At 67.9% G+C, this 15,704-nt stretch carries 15 protein-coding genes; 11 read left to right on the top strand and 4 right to left on the bottom strand.

The genetic code is table 11. From position 1 onward, the window contains the following. Nucleotides 1–191 precede the first annotated feature (191 nt). A complete protein-coding gene (locus OG266_RS42650) occupies nt 192–977 on the bottom strand; it encodes an IclR family transcriptional regulator (protein ID WP_371552227.1) in 786 nt (261 codons plus the stop codon). A gap of 298 nt (nt 978–1,275) precedes the next feature. Here OG266_RS42650 and aroQ point away from each other — a divergent pair, with 298 nt between their 5' ends. Together aroQ and OG266_RS42640 are read left to right on the top strand one after the other, a co-directional pair. Next, nucleotides 1,276–1,743 (top strand): type II 3-dehydroquinate dehydratase, encoded by a 468-nt coding sequence (gene aroQ / locus OG266_RS42645; protein WP_371552226.1) that lies wholly within the window; start codon nt 1,276–1,278, stop codon nt 1,741–1,743. A gap of 191 nt (nt 1,744–1,934) precedes the next feature. Then, a complete protein-coding gene (locus tag OG266_RS42640; RefSeq protein WP_371552225.1) occupies nt 1,935–2,441 on the top strand; it encodes a cytochrome P450 in 507 nt (168 codons plus the stop codon). A gap of 259 nt (nt 2,442–2,700) precedes the next feature. Here the strand turns inward: OG266_RS42640 and OG266_RS42635 are convergent, their stop codons facing one another. The 3 genes from OG266_RS42635 to OG266_RS42625 form a co-directional block, all read right to left on the bottom strand. Next, nucleotides 2,701–3,816: a LacI family DNA-binding transcriptional regulator gene (locus tag OG266_RS42635; protein ID WP_371552224.1), complete on the bottom strand. Its 1,116-nt coding sequence runs from the start codon at nt 3,814–3,816 to the stop codon at nt 2,701–2,703. 61 nt (nt 3,817–3,877) lie between these two features. Next, the gene (locus OG266_RS42630; protein WP_371552223.1) at nt 3,878–4,105 is read right to left on the bottom strand and encodes a hypothetical protein; all 228 of its coding nucleotides are present in this window, start codon (nt 4,103–4,105) and stop codon (nt 3,878–3,880) included. 230 nt (nt 4,106–4,335) lie between these two features. Next, complete coding sequence (locus OG266_RS42625; protein ID WP_371552222.1) at nt 4,336–5,349, bottom strand: hydroxyacid dehydrogenase; 1,014 nt, start codon at nt 5,347–5,349, stop codon at nt 4,336–4,338. 363 nt (nt 5,350–5,712) lie between these two features. Here OG266_RS42625 and OG266_RS42620 point away from each other — a divergent pair, with 363 nt between their 5' ends. From OG266_RS42620 to OG266_RS42580, 9 genes are all read left to right on the top strand, one after another. Next, nucleotides 5,713–7,041, top strand: a complete 1,329-nt coding sequence (locus OG266_RS42620) for an ABC transporter substrate-binding protein (protein ID WP_371552221.1) — start codon at nt 5,713–5,715, stop codon at nt 7,039–7,041. A gap of 52 nt (nt 7,042–7,093) precedes the next feature. Next, complete coding sequence (locus OG266_RS42615; protein ID WP_371552220.1) at nt 7,094–8,047, top strand: carbohydrate ABC transporter permease; 954 nt, start codon at nt 7,094–7,096, stop codon at nt 8,045–8,047. Beyond that, the gene (locus OG266_RS42610; protein ID WP_371552219.1) at nt 8,044–8,943 is read left to right on the top strand and encodes a carbohydrate ABC transporter permease; all 900 of its coding nucleotides are present in this window, start codon (nt 8,044–8,046) and stop codon (nt 8,941–8,943) included. Before OG266_RS42615 ends, OG266_RS42610 begins: the two co-directional genes overlap by 4 nt. 171 nt (nt 8,944–9,114) lie before the next feature. Then, nucleotides 9,115–10,167, top strand: a complete 1,053-nt coding sequence (locus OG266_RS42605) for an alpha/beta fold hydrolase (protein ID WP_371552218.1) — start codon at nt 9,115–9,117, stop codon at nt 10,165–10,167. A gap of 760 nt (nt 10,168–10,927) precedes the next feature. Continuing rightward, nucleotides 10,928–11,794 carry a phytanoyl-CoA dioxygenase family protein gene (locus OG266_RS42600; protein ID WP_371552217.1) on the top strand — a complete coding sequence of 289 codons (867 nt, stop codon included), beginning with the start codon at nt 10,928–10,930 and terminating at the stop codon, nt 11,792–11,794. Nucleotides 11,795–11,847: 53 nt separating this feature from the next. Further along, on the top strand, nt 11,848–12,468 hold the full coding sequence (locus OG266_RS42595) for a hypothetical protein (protein WP_371552216.1): 621 nt from the start codon (nt 11,848–11,850) through the stop codon (nt 12,466–12,468). Continuing rightward, entirely contained in the window at nt 12,461–13,816 is a 1,356-nt protein-coding gene (locus OG266_RS42590; protein ID WP_371552215.1) for a glutamine synthetase family protein, read from the top strand. The genes OG266_RS42595 and OG266_RS42590 overlap by 8 nt, the downstream gene beginning before the upstream one ends. Next, nucleotides 13,816–14,922, top strand: a complete 1,107-nt coding sequence (locus tag OG266_RS42585; protein ID WP_371552214.1) for a Zn-dependent alcohol dehydrogenase — start codon at nt 13,816–13,818, stop codon at nt 14,920–14,922. The genes OG266_RS42590 and OG266_RS42585 overlap by 1 nt, the downstream gene beginning before the upstream one ends. Continuing rightward, on the top strand, nt 14,922–15,695 hold the full coding sequence (locus OG266_RS42580; protein ID WP_371552213.1) for a gamma-glutamyl-gamma-aminobutyrate hydrolase family protein: 774 nt from the start codon (nt 14,922–14,924) through the stop codon (nt 15,693–15,695). Before OG266_RS42585 ends, OG266_RS42580 begins: the two co-directional genes overlap by 1 nt. Nucleotides 15,696–15,704 lie beyond the last annotated feature (9 nt).

Here is a 15,704-nt window from a genome sequence, read left to right as displayed (position 1 = left end):
CCCACCCGGCAACCCATTGATCCGCTGAGCGGAACAAGATCAACCGTCTTCGTCTCCGGGTTGATCCGCTCAGCGGATCATCCGGCTTGCCCGCCCCTCGTCACGGGAGGACAGTCCTCCCGTGACGTGACACCCCACTGACTGGACGCTACGAAGGGAACGTCATCGCCCGACACCCCCTGGGAGCCCGCTCAGCTCTCGCCCGTGGAGGGGCTCGGCCCCCGCAACTCACGGCTTACGGCCAGCCCCGCCGTACGCACGGCGGGGCCCACCCGGCGCAGGTTCAGCCTCCCGCTCCAGCCCGAGATGGACATCGCCGCGACAGGCCGGCCGTCGGCCCCGAGGATCGCGGTCGCGACACACCCCACCCCGGGGCCGGTCTCCTCGTTCTCGTACGCGACTCCCGCGCCCCTGATCCGTTCCAGCTCACGCCGGAGCAGGCCAGGCACGGTGATGGTGCGCGGGCCCACCGGCGCGAGCCCGTGAGCGCAGACCGCGTCGACGGCCTCCGCATCACCGAAGGCGAGCAGTACCTTGCCCACGGCCGCGGCGTGCGCGGGCAGCCTGCCGCCCACCCGCGACCCCATCCTCGGGGCGTCCTTGCTCCGCAGGATCTCCACGTAGACCACCTCGGTGCCGTCCAGCACCGCCAGATGCACCGTCTGCCGGGTCGCCTCGCGCAGATCGGCCATGTACGGCAAGGCGATCGCACGCAGATTGCGGTGCCGGGAGGCCAGCTCGCCGTACTCGAACAGGCGCGTTCCCATGTGCAGAAGCGCGTCCTCGTTCTCGTCGCGTTCCAGGAACCCGTAACCGACGAGGTCGCGCACCAGACGGGAGGTCGTGGACTTCGGCAACCCGGCCCGGCGGGCGATCTCCGACACCCGAAGCTCGGCATGAAGCGCGTCGAAGGCGCCGAGCACGGCAGCGACCCGTGCGACACCAGAGTCAGGAATGTTCCGTTCAGCGGGACACATCGACGAAGCATGACGGGGGAACCGGACGGCATGCAAGCGTCTGCGTCGGCCTCGTCGGCGCGGGTACGGACATCGCCGTCACCCGGCTGTTCCAAGTGGTGGCAGCCCGTGACCTGCTCCTCCGGGCCGCACCGGCATGTGCGCGTTCCGGACAGGCGAGGCATGCGAGTGCGTCACGGGCCGCCCGGCCAGCACGAGCGGATGCCCCCACCATCAGTCACGGCTGCTCCTGCGCACGCACCGAGAAACGACCCTGCCCCATCCGACCCGCATGCCCGCATCGATGAAGGAGCCGCACATGCTCAACGCCACCACCGAGACCGCCCCCGGACGGACCGTCCTGTTCCTCAACGGCCCCAATCTCAATCTGCTCGGCGTACGCGAGCCCGACAAGTACGGTTCCACCACGCTGCGCGAGGTCGAGGAGACCGTGGCCAAGGTTCTGTCCGCACACGACCTGACCGCGCGCTTCGTACAGAGCAACCACGAAGGCGTGCTGGTCGACGCGATTCATTCCGCGCGCACCGAATGCAGCGCGATCGTCATCAACCCCGCCGCGTTCACACACACCTCCGTCGCACTCCGCGACGCGATCGCCGCCGCCGCTCTGCCGACCGTCGAACTCCACATCACCAACGTGCACAAGCGCGAGGAATTCAGGCACCACTCCTACATCTCGGCGGTCGCCGACACCCTGATCGTCGGCGCCGGCACACACGGCTACGTCCTGGCCGCGCTGCACGTCGCACATCTTCTCCCCGGCTGACTCACGCCCCGGGCGAGACTGCGCTCAAGGCTCACGGACCCCTCGCTCACAACCCTCACACGGGTGAGCTCCGGAGGTCGGAGCCGCTGGGGTTCAGCCCGTCCAGCCGTCCGCTCCTTGCAACTGCGCGCACATCTGGGTGAGTTGCACGTCCAGTACGGTGCAAAGACGGCTGAAGGTCCAGTAGTAGCGTGGGCGTCCTGTTGCTCTTCGCCAGCCACGACACCACAGCGAGCATGATCGGCCTGTCCACCCTCACCATGCTGACCCACCCACGTCAGCGCCAGAACCTCGTCGACCATCCCGAGAAGGTCGGCCCGGTGGTGGAGGAACTGCTGCGCTATCTCACCATCGTGCAGTTCGGCCTCGGCCGGGTCGCCAAGGAGGACGTGGAGATGGGCGGACAGCTCATCGGCAAGGGCGAGTTGGTCGTGGTCGCCATGCCAGCGGCGAACCGGGATCCCCGCGTCTTCACCGACCCCGACCTCCCCGACTTCGACCGCAGGATGACCCGCCGCCTCGCCTTCGGCATCCACCAGCGTCTCGTACAGAACGTGGCCCGCGCCGAGCTCAAGGCCATCCTCCCCCGCGTCTTCCAGCGCTTCCCCGACCTGAACCTTGCCGTCCCGGCCGACGAGGTTCCCATGGACACCTACGGCACCAACTACGCCGTACGACAGCTCATGGTCACCCGCTGACCCTGCCGAACCACGTGTCGGCTCGGCCTGCCGCCCTAGGGGCTGGGGGCAGCCGGCTCGGCCAGGGTGATCCTGCCTGGCTGCGACGCACCGCGACGAGACCTCCCGCCACGGCCAGGAGCCCAGGTCGTGGTGACATCCACCGCTGCCTGATCCGGCCGGGGGACGACGGCCGTGCCGGTCCTGCTGGTGGAGTCCGTCGCCTCCCGGCCGGCCCGTCGAGCCGACGCCCGACGCCCGACCGCTCGGCGCACCGCGCTCACGGCACCCGGCCCACCGACTGACGGATGACCAACTGCGTGCTCAGCACCACGTGGTCGTCCCCGGCGAGACGCTCCTCGCGTCCCAGCGCCAGACGTACGGCGGTACGGCCCAGTTCTTCGTACGGCACCCGGACCGTGGTGAGCGACGGCGTCAGGTCGGCGGCGAAGGGCACGTCGTCGAAGCCCACGACCGACACGTCGCCGGGGACGTCCAGACCGGCCTCGCGGAGGGCAGCGAGCGCTCCGACGGCCACCATGTCGGTGCCTGCGAAAACCGCCGTGAAGTCCAGTCCGGAGCGCAGGGCGTCCCGGGTCCGCCGATAACCCGAGACGCGGGTGTACGAACCCGAGCTGTCCAGTTCCCCGGCATACGGCACACCATGGGCCCGCAGAGCTTGGCGGTAGCCGGCCCGGCGATCCTCGGAACTGCTCTGCAGCGGCTCGCCACCGAGGAAGAGGATGCGCCGGTGGCCCGCCGTGAGCAGATGGTCGGCGGCCTGGAAAGCGCCTCCCTTGTTGTCGTACTCCACCACCGTGACCGGCAGCCCCTCGGGCAGCGGCGGGCGCCCGCACAGCACCAGCCGGGATCCGGCGGCGTCCAGGGCGGTGGCGTACTGCGCCATGCGCCGCTGATAAGCCTCGCTCGGAACCGCTCCGCCCACGAGGACCACTGCCGCTGCGTGTTGCTCTCGCATGAGCTGCACCAGGTCGTCCTCGCGATCCGTGTCGCCGTGGGTGGCACAGACCAGGCTCAACCTGCCTCGGGTGGCCGCCTCCTGCTCGACCCCGGCGGCAACATGGGCGAGCGAGGGGCCGGTGATGTCCTGGATGACCAGCGCGATGGGGCCCGCGACCCGGCCGGACAGTGCCTTGGCATGGACGTTCACGACGTAGTGAAGTGACTCGACCGCCGTCATGACGCGGGCCCGGGTCTCCTCGGACACCGGGTAGTTCCCGGCCAGTGTGCGGGAAACGGTTGCTACGGACACACCGGCCCGTGCCGCGACGTCTCGGATCGTGCTGGGCTTGTCCTGCCCGGCGCTGCCGCGCAGACGCTTGCTGTTCCCGGTTCGAGGACTCGTCGTACGAGCTCCGGTCTCCTGATCCGTCACAGCTCGACGTTACTGCATCGGAAGCCGCGTGAAGCGGGGAGCAACGAGAACTACCACCATCTCAACAGTAAACGTTTTCCGGGACGATCACTGAGGTGACTCCGGTTGGTCCGCCACTCGGTGAGGGCGTCGGCGTCGCGGAAGTATCCTTCACCAGGTCTTCCATACGTGCGTTGGTCTCGCTGTAGCCGCTCTGCTCCTGGCTTCGCACCGTAGTGAAAACAGCCACGTAGTAAGGGGGTTCATAAGCCTCGACGGGTGTGACAGGCGCTTCGGAGCGATCGCTCATGACGCCACGGTAAGGCAGGGTGCGCCCAAAGATCCGGCGTCTTTCCTGAACGGGGCCTGCTCCAGCGCGGTCGATCCAGGGAACGCGCCGGGCTTGCACAGCAAGGCGGGTGATCTCGCTGCGGCCTTCGAGGACGATCAGGTCGTCGGCGTGCGGCAACACCCGCGACCGGCGGCAGCGGAGACCCCACCGTCCGCGGTCTGAGCGCCCGGCCCGAAGGAGAACCCGCCTCAGGCGCTTTTGACGAGGTCCGACCACGCAACCCGGTGGGCGGGCTCGTCGCCCGCGGCGAGGCGTTCCAGCTCGTCGACCACCGTGCGGCCGAGGCGCTCCAGTTCGTTGCCGAGCGACCCGGCGATGTGCGGCGTCAGGAACACGTTCGGCAGCCGGTACAGCGGGGAGTCGGCGGGGAGCGGCTCGGGTTCGGTGACGTCGAGCACCGCACCGATCCGGCCGCTGACCAGTTCGTCGGCGAGTGCCACAGGGTCGACGAGAGCGCCCCGCGAGGTGTTGATGAGTACGCCGCCGTCCGGGATCAGCGCGAGCTTCGCCCGGTCGAGCATCCGGTAGGTCTCGGGGATGTCGGGGGCGTGCAGGCTGACGATGTCGCTGGTTCGCATCAACTCGTCGAGCGGAAGGCGTACGACGCCCAGCCCGGCGGCCTCGGCATCGCCCACGTACGGGTCGTACAGCGTGACCGCCAGGTCGAAGGGGCGCAGCAGTTCCAGGAGCCGTCTGCCGACTCTGGACGCCCCGATGATCCCGATGCGCCGGCCGAGGTTACCGATCGGCCCGTGGTCGCCCGGCGCCGGGTGGACGTGCTCGGTCCGGAAGCGTTCGCGCAGGCCGAAGGCGCCCTTCCCGGCGAACAGGATCGCCGCGAGGGTGTATTCGGCGACCGGAAGCGCGTTGGCCCGTACTGCGCTGGAGACGGCGATGCCGCGCTCCCAGACCGCGTCACCGAGCAGGCCGCGCACGCTGCCCGCGGCGTGCAGGACGGTCCGCAACCGGGGCGCGGCGGCCAGCGCGTCCACGCCGACGTGCGGACAGCCCCAGCCGGTGATCAGGATCTCCGCCTCGGCCATCGCGCGTACCGCTTCCGGATCGGCGAAGTCGCGTACGACCAGCGTGGGATCGACCTGTGCCACCTCCTGGAGCCGGGCCATCAGCCGGGGCGGGAACAGCTCGGGAAGGTGCACCGGGTCCATGACGAACAGGGCGCGTGGCAACGGTGACATGGGCATGGAGCTCCCGCTTCGGCCTGGGAAGGAGTGGAATCAGGAAGAAAACGTATTCCAAGCTACTGACGAGATCGTCGACAGGTCAACGGGTCCTCCGGCACTGTCGTTGACTTCCCATGGCCCGACAATCGCTCACCGAAATCAACAGGTTCGACAAATAACCAGCTCAAAGCCCATACAGAGGGACTGACAGGAGGGATCGGCGAAACACATGCGTTCCCGCCCCTTGTCGTCAGCCCTCCCTGAGCCCTACGGTCCCACAGCAAACGGTTACCGAATCATGTCGGGCCGCAGCCCTTCCCTCCCCTGAGCCGACCGCGCCGTCCCCCCATCGCAGCGCTGTCCCGTCCTTCCCCGGAGGACCTGATGAGTACCTTCCGCACGAGATCCGTCACCGGCGCGGCCGCCGCCCTCTCGCTGTCCCTCGTCCTTGCCGCCTGTTCCGGCGGCGGCGACTCGGACGCCGCCGCCGAGCCCAGCACCCAGGGCAAGGTGGGCCTGGAGTTCTGGAGCTGGACCGAGGGCATCGAGGCCCAGACCAAGGTCTGGAACAAGGAACACCCCGAGACCCAGATCAAGTTCGTGAACGCGGCCGGCGACACGGTCTACCAGAAGCTCCGCGCCGCGGTGACCTCCGGCGACGCCCCCTGCCTGTCCAAGATGGACGGGATGAACCTGGCGAACTTCGCCGCCGACGGGCTGCTCACCGACATCACGAAGATCGCCGCGAAGTACAAGTCGAGCTACACAACACCGGCCTGGAACGCGGTCACCCCCGGCGGCGCCACGTACGGCATTCCCACCGGCTCCTCCCCGCTGTTCACTGCCTACCGTGCCGACCTGTTCGAGAAGTACGGCATCGCGGCTCCCAAGACCTGGGACGACCTGATCACGGCAGGCAAGGCGGTGCAGAAGAAGGACAAGAACGTCAAGATCTTCAACATGGCGGGCGAGGACCCGAGCACCCTGGTCGACCTGTCTTGGCAGGCCAACGCACAGTGGTACAAGGTGGACGGCGACCACTGGGCCATCAACTTCACCTCACCCGAGGCGCTGAAGGCGGGCGACATCGTCCAGGAGTTGGTCGACAACAACCTCGCCTCGAACGCCTCGTACGCCGATCCGGGCGTCTTCAAGACCTGGGACCTCGGCAAGACCATCCTGATGACCACGTCCACCTGGCAGTTGCCGATCTACGACACCAACTTCCCCAAGTCCAAGGGCGAGTGGCAGCTCGCGGACGCCCCTCTCTTCGACACCGCGCGCCCGCAGACCTCCAGCAACTTCGACGTGACGGCCGTACTGAAGGGCTGCAAGTACCCGGACCGCGCGGCACAATTCGCGGCCTGGCTGTCCAGCAGCAAGGAGTCGCTGACCACGCTCACCGACCCCGCGTCCAAGTCCGGTCTCTTCCCCGCGGTCAACGACGTCTCCCCGTACGTCGACAAGATCATCCCGACCGACATGTTCAACGGGAAGTCGGACAGTGCGAACGTGATCACCACGGCCGCTTCGCGAGTGGGCGGCCAGTGGCAGTACGGGCCGGACTACGCCGCCATGTACTCCGAGATGCAGAAGCAGTGGGGCAAGGTCATGAAGAAGCAGCTCACCGTCAAGGCGATGCTGAGGCACCTTCAGGACTGGGTCCTCGCCGACCTGAAGAACAAGGGCGTCAAGGCCGTCGCGGGCAGTTGACCGGCCCCGCGCACCACTTCGACACCCGCACGTACCTCACCTGGAGACATCCGTGTCCACCCTGACGCGACCGCCCCGAGTCGCCGCCGGCTCCCCGGTCCGACGGTCCTCCCGCCGCCGGACCGGAAGGAGGGGAGCTTACAAGGGCGTACTCTTCGCCCTGCCCTTCCTCGTGGGCTTCCTGTTCACCTATGTCCTGCCGATCGCCTACGCCTTCGGCCAGAGCCTGCACGAGAAGAAGAGCAGCGGCCTCGGTTTCGGCCCGACCAAGGTCGTCTACACCGGCTTCTCCAACTTCTCGGCGGTCCTGTCCGACGGCGCCTTCTGGTCGAGCATGATGCGCACGCTGCTCTTCGGGCTCGTGCAGATCACCGTCATGCTGGCGATCTCGCTGCTGTTGGCGCTGCTCCTCGACGGGGTAGCGGCGCGGGCGGTGCGGTTCTTCCGGGCCGGACTGCTCATCCCGTACGTCGTCCCGAGTGTCGTGTCCACCCTGATGTGGCTGTTCCTCTACAGCCCGACGATCAGCCCGATCGTCGATGTCGCCGCCCGTGCGGGGGTGCATCTCTCGCTGTTCGGCGGCCTCAACACCTATCTGTCGCTGGGCAATCTGCTGACCTGGCAGGGCATCGGCTTCAACATGATCCTGATCTCCGCGTCGCTGCAGGCGCTGCCTCGCGAGCTGTACGAGGCGGCCCGGCTCGACGGGGCCCGCGAGTGGCGGATCGCCTGGTCGGTCAAGGTGCCCAACATCACCGGCATCCTGGTGCTGACCGGCATGTTCTCGCTGATCGGCCGACTGCAGTTGTTCGCCGAACCGCTGCTACTGAGGTATGTGGCGCCGGAGTCCATCAGCACCGACTTCACGCCGATGATGGAGATCTTCGACAAGGCGTTCAAGACCGGCAACTACCAGTACGCGGCGGCCGAGTCGCTGGTCCTGGCCGTGGTCACCGGCATCCTCGCCTTCGTCTTCTACCGCGTCACGAACAGGAAGATGTCATGAGCAGCGCCACCCGGGCGGCCCGCCCGAACAAGGCCGCCGGTGCCTCCGGTGGCGGGGTACGTCCCACTCGCGGTGCGATGGCCCTGACCACCGGACTGCTGATCGTCTTCCTGCTGTACTCGATCGCGCCCACGTGGTTCCTGCTGGTGTCGTCCACCAAGAACCAGACCGACCTGTATTCCACCTTCGGCCTCTGGTTCTCCGGCAACCACTTCGTCGACAACCTCCAGGCGATCTGGAACTACCACGACGGCGTGTTCGGGCGCTGGATCGGCAATTCCGTCCTCTACTCCACCGTCGGCGCGGCCGGCTCCACCTTCATCTCACTCGCCGCCGGGTACGGCATCTCGAAATTCGGCTTCCGGGGCCGGGGTGCCCTGTTCGCGGTCATCGTCGGCGCCTCGCTGCTGCCGAGCACTCTGCTCGCCTTCCCGCTCTACCTCGTCTTCTCCGACATCGGGCTCACCAACACGATCTGGGCCGTGCTGATCCCGTACTTCATCAACCCGTTCGGCGTCTACCTCGGCAAGGTCTACGCCGACACCTCCGTGCCCACCGAGCTGATGGAAGCGGCCCGGATCGACGGGGCCGGCGAGACGCGGATCTTCTTCTCGGTCGCGCTGAACCTCATGCGCACGGGTGGCGTCACGATCTTCATGCTCGACTTCATCAACATCTGGAACAACTTCTTCCTGCCCCTGTTCATGCTCAACGGCGAGCGCACCTTCCCCGTCACCCTGGGCCTCTTCTCCTGGGTGCAGCAGGCACAGACCGCCCGGGACATGAACACGCTCGTCCTCACCGGTTCCCTGCTGTCGATCATTCCGCTGGCGATCTTCATGTTCGCGCTCCAGAAGTACTGGCGCAGCGGAATCCTCATGGGCAGTCTCAAGTAAGACCGACCGGCAAATGGGGGGTGGGAGAAGGAGCGGGGCTGGGTGCGTGCAGCTGCAAGGCGGAGGATTGAGGCATGGCGGAGCCATGGTGATTGACGACAACGCCGCAGATGTGCGTGCCCAGCCCCGCGACGCCGCCCCCCATTTGCCGGTCGGTCTAAAGGACCGGCCGTGTCGCACGCACCCGGACGTCGCGAAGTACTCAAGTACGCCGGTACGGACGGCGTCGCCGTGCCCGGCCTCGGCCGGGCAACGGCCCCGCAGGCCACCGCAGCGCAGCCCGAGGACTCCCCCGGCCGGCGCGGACACTCGCTCCTGGACATCCTTGCCCTCGGCGACACGATGCCGCTCGAACCCGACGCCACCGTCCCTTCTGACGCACACGCCGACTTCGCGTACGCCGTCTACCGGGAAGACCCCCCAGTGACCGACCTCGGCCGCATCCGGCTCTTCTGCACCTGTCTCGGCCCTGCCCACGCCCCCGCTCTGCTCCTGGTGCACGGCTGGGGCGGCGACGGGAGGGAATGGTCGCGGCACGCCGAGGAACTCGCCGGAACGTTCCACGTCATCGTGCCCGACCTGCGCGGCCACGGTCGCTCCGAGGTGCCGCAGGACGGCAACACCCCGGTGGAGATGGCCGACGACCTCGCCGCTCTCGTCACCACCCTCGGCACCGGACCCGTGGTCGCCGTCGGGCACTCCATGGGCGGCCAAGTGGTCAACCTGCTCGCCGTCCGCCATCCGCAGACCGTACGGTCGGTCGTCGCCCTCGACCCGGCTCACGGCGCACACGGCAGCGAGGTCGACGGAATTCCCGGCCGACTGGCCGAGTACCAGGCGAACGGCGCCCTCGCGGCGGCCTCCTTCGTGGCCGGGGCCTTCGCGCCGGATGCCCCGGCCGGGCTGCGCACGGCCCACGTCCGCAGCATGCTCGGCACGCCGGACCACGTCATCGCCCAGTCATACGCTGGCATGTACGCGGACCCCGGCGCGGTCGGCATCCGCCCACACAGCGAGAAGTACCTGCGGCGACGCCCGCAGCCCGCGCTGACCGTGTGGACGTCCGAGGAAGCCGCGGCCTGGGAGCGCACCACCCTGCACGTGCCGGGCTCCCGCGTGGATCACTGGGCCGGAACCGGCCACTATCTCCACGAGGAGCGGGCGGAGCGGACGATCCGACTCCTCGGAGACTGGACGACGGAGACCTTCACGTCGGGCTCGTGAAGCGGGCTGCTCGCCTGCGCGCGGCAGGCGGGCAGCTCCGGCACGAGACCCTCTCACTGAACCAGTTGGACCAACTGCGGCGTGCGGTCCAGAACGGCCGAGCGAATACCGGCGGACGTGTCCCGCATGCAGGCCGTCCGCAGTTCATGGACCGCGCCCCTGGATGCGCTCCGCCCGGCGCCCGGTGACGACACCGCCACCGTCACCGCCCGGCAACTGCGTGATCTGCTCCAGCGATTGATCACGGCGGAGCACTGGCGCAGGGCGCCCCGGACGACCGTCCTCCCCATCGAGCTCACCGCACAGCCTCAGAACGAGATCACCGAGCAGTTTCGCTGCCGGACCACGCCGTCCCCGCGTGACAACTGCGCCCCGTCCGAGGCGGTCCGTCCGGTGCGTCGAGTGAGACCCGTGGATGACGGACGGCGCGTAGCAGCCCCTGCGCGGTGTTCACCAGAGCCCACTGACGTGGCCTTCCCGCAGGCAGTGAGGCATTCGCAACGCACCCGAAACCTCCACCCGGACCCGCGGACTTCATCTCCTGTACGGGCCACCTTCGGCGAATCGCAGCGGGCCATTGACACGTCCAGGGCCGTGAATCATTCTGGTCATACGATCTGGTCATTTGATCAGAAGCCGTCGGCGCAGGCTGCCGGCTCCGTCGCGACAGAGCGGCGATGCCTGGTCGGCCGGGGCCCGCACCCCCATGTCACACCCGTCGAACACACACCCACCTCGGTGCGAAAAGGGATGATCAGCGATGAGTGCTACCACCACGAACGTCACACTGCGATCGGTGCCGAACAGCACCCCGATCGAGGAAATCCTCGCGATCGTGGCTGACGACGGCGGCGTGATCATCAAGCAGTTCCTCACCCCCGACCAGGTCAGCCGGTTCAACGCCGAGGTCGAGCCCGCGATGCAGGCACTGAGCCCCGGCACGACGAACGAGATGGAAGGCATCGCCGACTTCCACGGAACGAACACCAAGCGGCTGACCAACCTCGTCACCCTGAGCAAGACGTTCCGCGAGGAGATCATCGACCACGAGCTGGTCAAGCCCCTCTCCGACGCCATCTTCAACGAGGAGTCCGGCTCGTACTGGATGACGACCGCCCAGGTCATCGAGATCGGCCCCGGGAACAAGGCGCAGCCGCTCCACCGGGACCTGGAGAACAACTACCCGTTCGTCGGAATGGGCCCGGCCGGCCCCATGGTCATGATCAACTTCCTGATCGCGCTGACCGACTTCACCGACGAGAACGGCGCCACCCGCGTCATCCCGGGCAGCAACCACTGGCCCGATTACGAGGACCGCGGCACCCCCGAGATGACCATCCCGGCCGAAATGCAGGCCGGTGACGTCCTGTTCATCAACGGCAAGGTCGCCCACGGCGGCGGAGCCAACCGCACCGCGGACTGTTACCGGCGTGGTGTCGCCTTCGCCCTGCAGCCCGGATTCCTCACCCCCGAAGAGGCCTACCCCTTCATCGTCGACCGCGAGCTCGCCCGGTCGCTGCCCGAGCACGTGCAGCGCCTCATCGGCTTCCGCTCCCAGTACCCCACCGGCTCCCCCGGCCTGTGGCAGGTCGACTACACCGAGCTCGCCGAGTACCTCAAGTTCTGACTCCCCTCGTCTGCAACTTGCACCAAGAGATCGACACGATTGGAGAGTCGGCCATGACCGACCCCGCTGTTTCGGTGGTACTCGAGGACGATCCGACCCCGCTCGTGCTGACGGTCGGCCGCACCCTTCGGGCCGGCACGCGTGACCCGGAGTCACTTCGCCTGATCGCGTCCCTCCGGGAGACGGTCGTCGTCAAGTCGAAGGACGACCCGCAGGCGGTCACCATCCGGTTCGGAGAAATCCAGGTCGGGGTTGGTCATGGCATCGCATCCGATCCGCACGTCGTGCTCACCGTCGACCTGACCGACCGCTTCGCCGTCGAGTCGGTCGACGGAGCAGAGCCCGACGCGCCGCTTGTGACCACAGTTCTCCGACTCCTCCAACCGCCGCTGCCGCACTGGCGGGACGCGGCTTCGCGGTTCTGGGAGATGACCTCCCGGGACCCCGGAATGCCACGGGAACTAGTCGTCGTATGTGAGGAGGAGGAGTTGGTCCTCGGCGGCGGTCTGCCGCGATACGTCCTGAGCGGCGAGGCCGAGAAGCTGTCCCGCGTGCTGTCGGGGACCGACGTGTTCCTCGACGAGGTCTACACGGGCTCACTGGCCGTTCGCGGCACCATGACCCAACTGTCCGTCATGGCGGGCGCTTCGCTGAAGGTGAGGTTCCATGCCTGAGAACATCGACGCCTGGCTCGCGGAACACCGCATCGACAGCGTCCGGATCGAAGGGACGAACCTCGAAGGCTCGTTCATCGGCAAGAACGTCTCGCCACGGAAGTTCACGTCCGGGCTCAAGTCCGGATTCGCCTTCGCCGACGTGGCGTTCGGGCTCGATCTGGGCAACGCCCCGCAGTTCGGGTTCGCCATGCCTTCCTGGCGGGGCGACCTCGCCGACATCTTCCTGCACGCCGACCTGTCGACGCTCGTCGAATGGTCACCCGGGCGGGCGTCAGTCATCGGCGGATTCTGGGACCCGGACGGCAATCCGGTGTCGGCATGTCCGCGCAACGCGTTGCAGCGGATGACCAAGCTGCTCGCCGAACGCGGATACGAGGCGAAGGTCGCCGTCGAGATCGAGGCCACCGTCTTCGAGGAGTCGATCCAGGAAGCCCGGAACAAGGGCTATCGCGGCCTCACTCCGCTGGGCGGGAGCGCCGGTTCGGCCTACCACCTCGCCAAGTCCAAGGACTGGGAGGACTACATGCTGGCGGTCGCCCGTCGGCTGGAGGAACTGGGTATCCCGTGGGAGGCCTGGGGCGACGAAGCCGCCTCGGGGCAGATCGAGTTCAACGTCGCACCGGCCGATCCGGTGACGGCCGCGGACTACTGGGCACGTACCCGTCAGGTCATGCGGGAGGTCGCCTTCGAGCAGGGCCGCTGTGTGACGTTCATGGCGAAGTGGTGCGACGAGTACGGGCAGGCCTCGCACATCAACGTCTCGCTGGAGCGGGACGGCGAGAACGCCTTCTACGACGAGTTCGGCCCGTCGCAGGTGATGACCCACTTCCTGGGCGGGGTCATGGCCACCCTGATTCCGGCGACCTCGTTCGCGCTCCCCGCGATCACGTCGTACCGCCGCCTGCAGGAACTGGAAGGACCGCCGACGACGGTCGCCTGGGGCGTGGCCAACAAGAGCACGGCGGTACGCGCCGTCGTGGGCCACCCGAAGTACTCGCGCCTGGAGTACCGGACGCCCGGCGCCGACGCCAACATCTATCTGGTGCTGGCCGCGGTACTGGCCGGCGGAGTGGCCGGGCTCGACGGCAAGATCGATCCGCCCGAGCCGTTCGACGACATGGCCTGGTGCCTTCCGCCGGGGATGCCAAAGATCCCGAACACCATCAGCAAGGCCGCGGAGGCACTGCGGGCCGACACGCTCCTGACCGGTGTTCTGGGTCAGGAACTCGTGGATTACTGGCTCGGCACGAGGCAGTGGGAATGGCTGCAGTTCCACACCACGGGCGGCGACCCCGACACGGGTCTCACCGAGTGGGAGTCCAACCGCTATTTCGAGCTGCCGTGATGGGGGCGACGATCGAGGCGGCGGTCCTCAACACCGCACCCGGCGCGCTGGAGATCGAGAAGCTCCAGCTGGACACCCCCGGACCCGATGAGGTGCTGGTCCGAGTGGTCAACGCGGGTCTGTGTCACTCGGATCTGCACGAGATCGACGGGACGTTCGAGACGGAGCCGCCGATCCTCCTGGGGCACGAGGCCTCCGGGGTCGTGGAAGCCACCGGTTCCAACGTCATCGGGCTGCGTACGGGCGACCACGTGGTGACCTGCCTGTCCGTGTTCTGCGGACGGTGCCGGTACTGCACCAACGGCCAGTTGACGTTGTGCGAGAACCGCAATGGACTCTCGCACGACAGGCCCAGGCCACGCCTGCTCAACGCCGCAGGGCAGCCAGTACGTCCGACAGCGGGGATCGGGGCCTTCGCCCAGGCCATGGTCGTACACCAGAACGCCCTCGTGACCATCCCCCAGGACATGCCTCTGGCCACCGCGAGCATTCTGGGCTGCGCGGTGACCACCGGACTCGGCGCGGTCTTCCGCAGTGCGCGGGTCCAACCGGGAACCAGCGTCGTGGTCATCGGTACCGGTGGCATCGGCATGGCCGCGATCCAGGGCGCGAAGATCGCCGGCGCCGCTCAGGTCATCGCCGTGGACATCGTCCCGGAAAAGCTGAAGGCCGCAGAGCGGTTCGGCGCGACCCACACCGTGAACGGGCGGGACGTGGATCCGGTCGAGGCGGTGCGCGAACTCACCCGCGGCGGCGCCGACTTCAGCTTCGAGGCCGTAGGAAACAGTGTCACAGCGGGACAGGCATTCTCCATGGTCGGACCCGGCGGCCTCGCCACGGTCGTGGGCATGGTGCCGGACACCGTGCCCATCGCCATCAAGGGCTCGGAGCTCTATCTCCAGGAGAAGCGGCTGCAGGGCTCCTTCATGGGATCCAACCAGTTCAAGGTGGACGTGCCCCGGTACGTCGACCTCTATCTGCAGGGACGGCTGCTGCTCGACGAGATGGTCTCCGAGCGCGTCACCCTGCGCGACATCAACAGCGGCTTCGCGTCGTTGAGTTCGGGCAACGCGACCCGGGTGGTCGCCGACATCGGGGAGATCTGATGCGACCGCTGGTGGGAATCACCGGACGCCGGCTGAGCGCGAGCCTGGTCCACGGCATGGACAAGAGGTTCGCCGGGCGTCACTTCGACTCGTTCTTCTCCGACTACGCGCGCTGTGTCGCCGAAGCCGGCGGCATCCCCGTACATCTGCCGTTCGAGGCGGGAACCGCGGAAGCGGTGGAGCGTCTTGACGGCCTGATCATCACGGGTGGCCAGGACGTCCACCCTCGCCTGTGGGGCGGGGACGACAGCACGGTGCCGGCCGACGCCGACCCGCGGTACGCCACCATGGCCCACGACGTCGAGCGCGACGCGTACGAGGCGGCGCTGATCCGCGCCGCGATCGACCGCGGCGTGCCGGTGCTCGGGGTCTGCCGGGGGCACCAACTGCTCAATGTGGCGCTCGGTGGCCGCCTCGTGCCCGACCTGCCGCCGAGCGCGGTGGAGCACTACTTGCCGAACGAGGCTCTGACCGACGGCGAACCAGATCACTTGGTGACGTTCACGCCCGGCTCGCTGGCCGCGTCGGTGTACGGCGAGAGCGCGCAGGTCAACTCCTGGCACCACCAGGCGGTGGACGCCCTTGGCAGCGGGCTGGTCGTCTCGGGGCGGGCCTCCGACGGTGTCGTGGAGTCCATCGAGCTGCCGGGTCGGCCCGTCCTGGGCGTTCAGTGGCATCCCGAATGGCAGGAGACCACCGACCCCGGCTTCGCCTGGCTGACGGCAGCCGCATCCGACAAACACCGCAACGCCGGTCTGGCCACGGCCCGTTGAGCCCGGTGA

This window comes from Streptomyces sp. NBC_00554 (genome assembly GCF_041431135.1).
GTDB lineage: Bacteria > Actinomycetota > Actinomycetes > Streptomycetales > Streptomycetaceae > Streptomyces.
The sequence above is the reverse complement of the archived record's forward strand: the minus strand, read 5'-3'. Positions and strand labels throughout refer to the sequence as shown.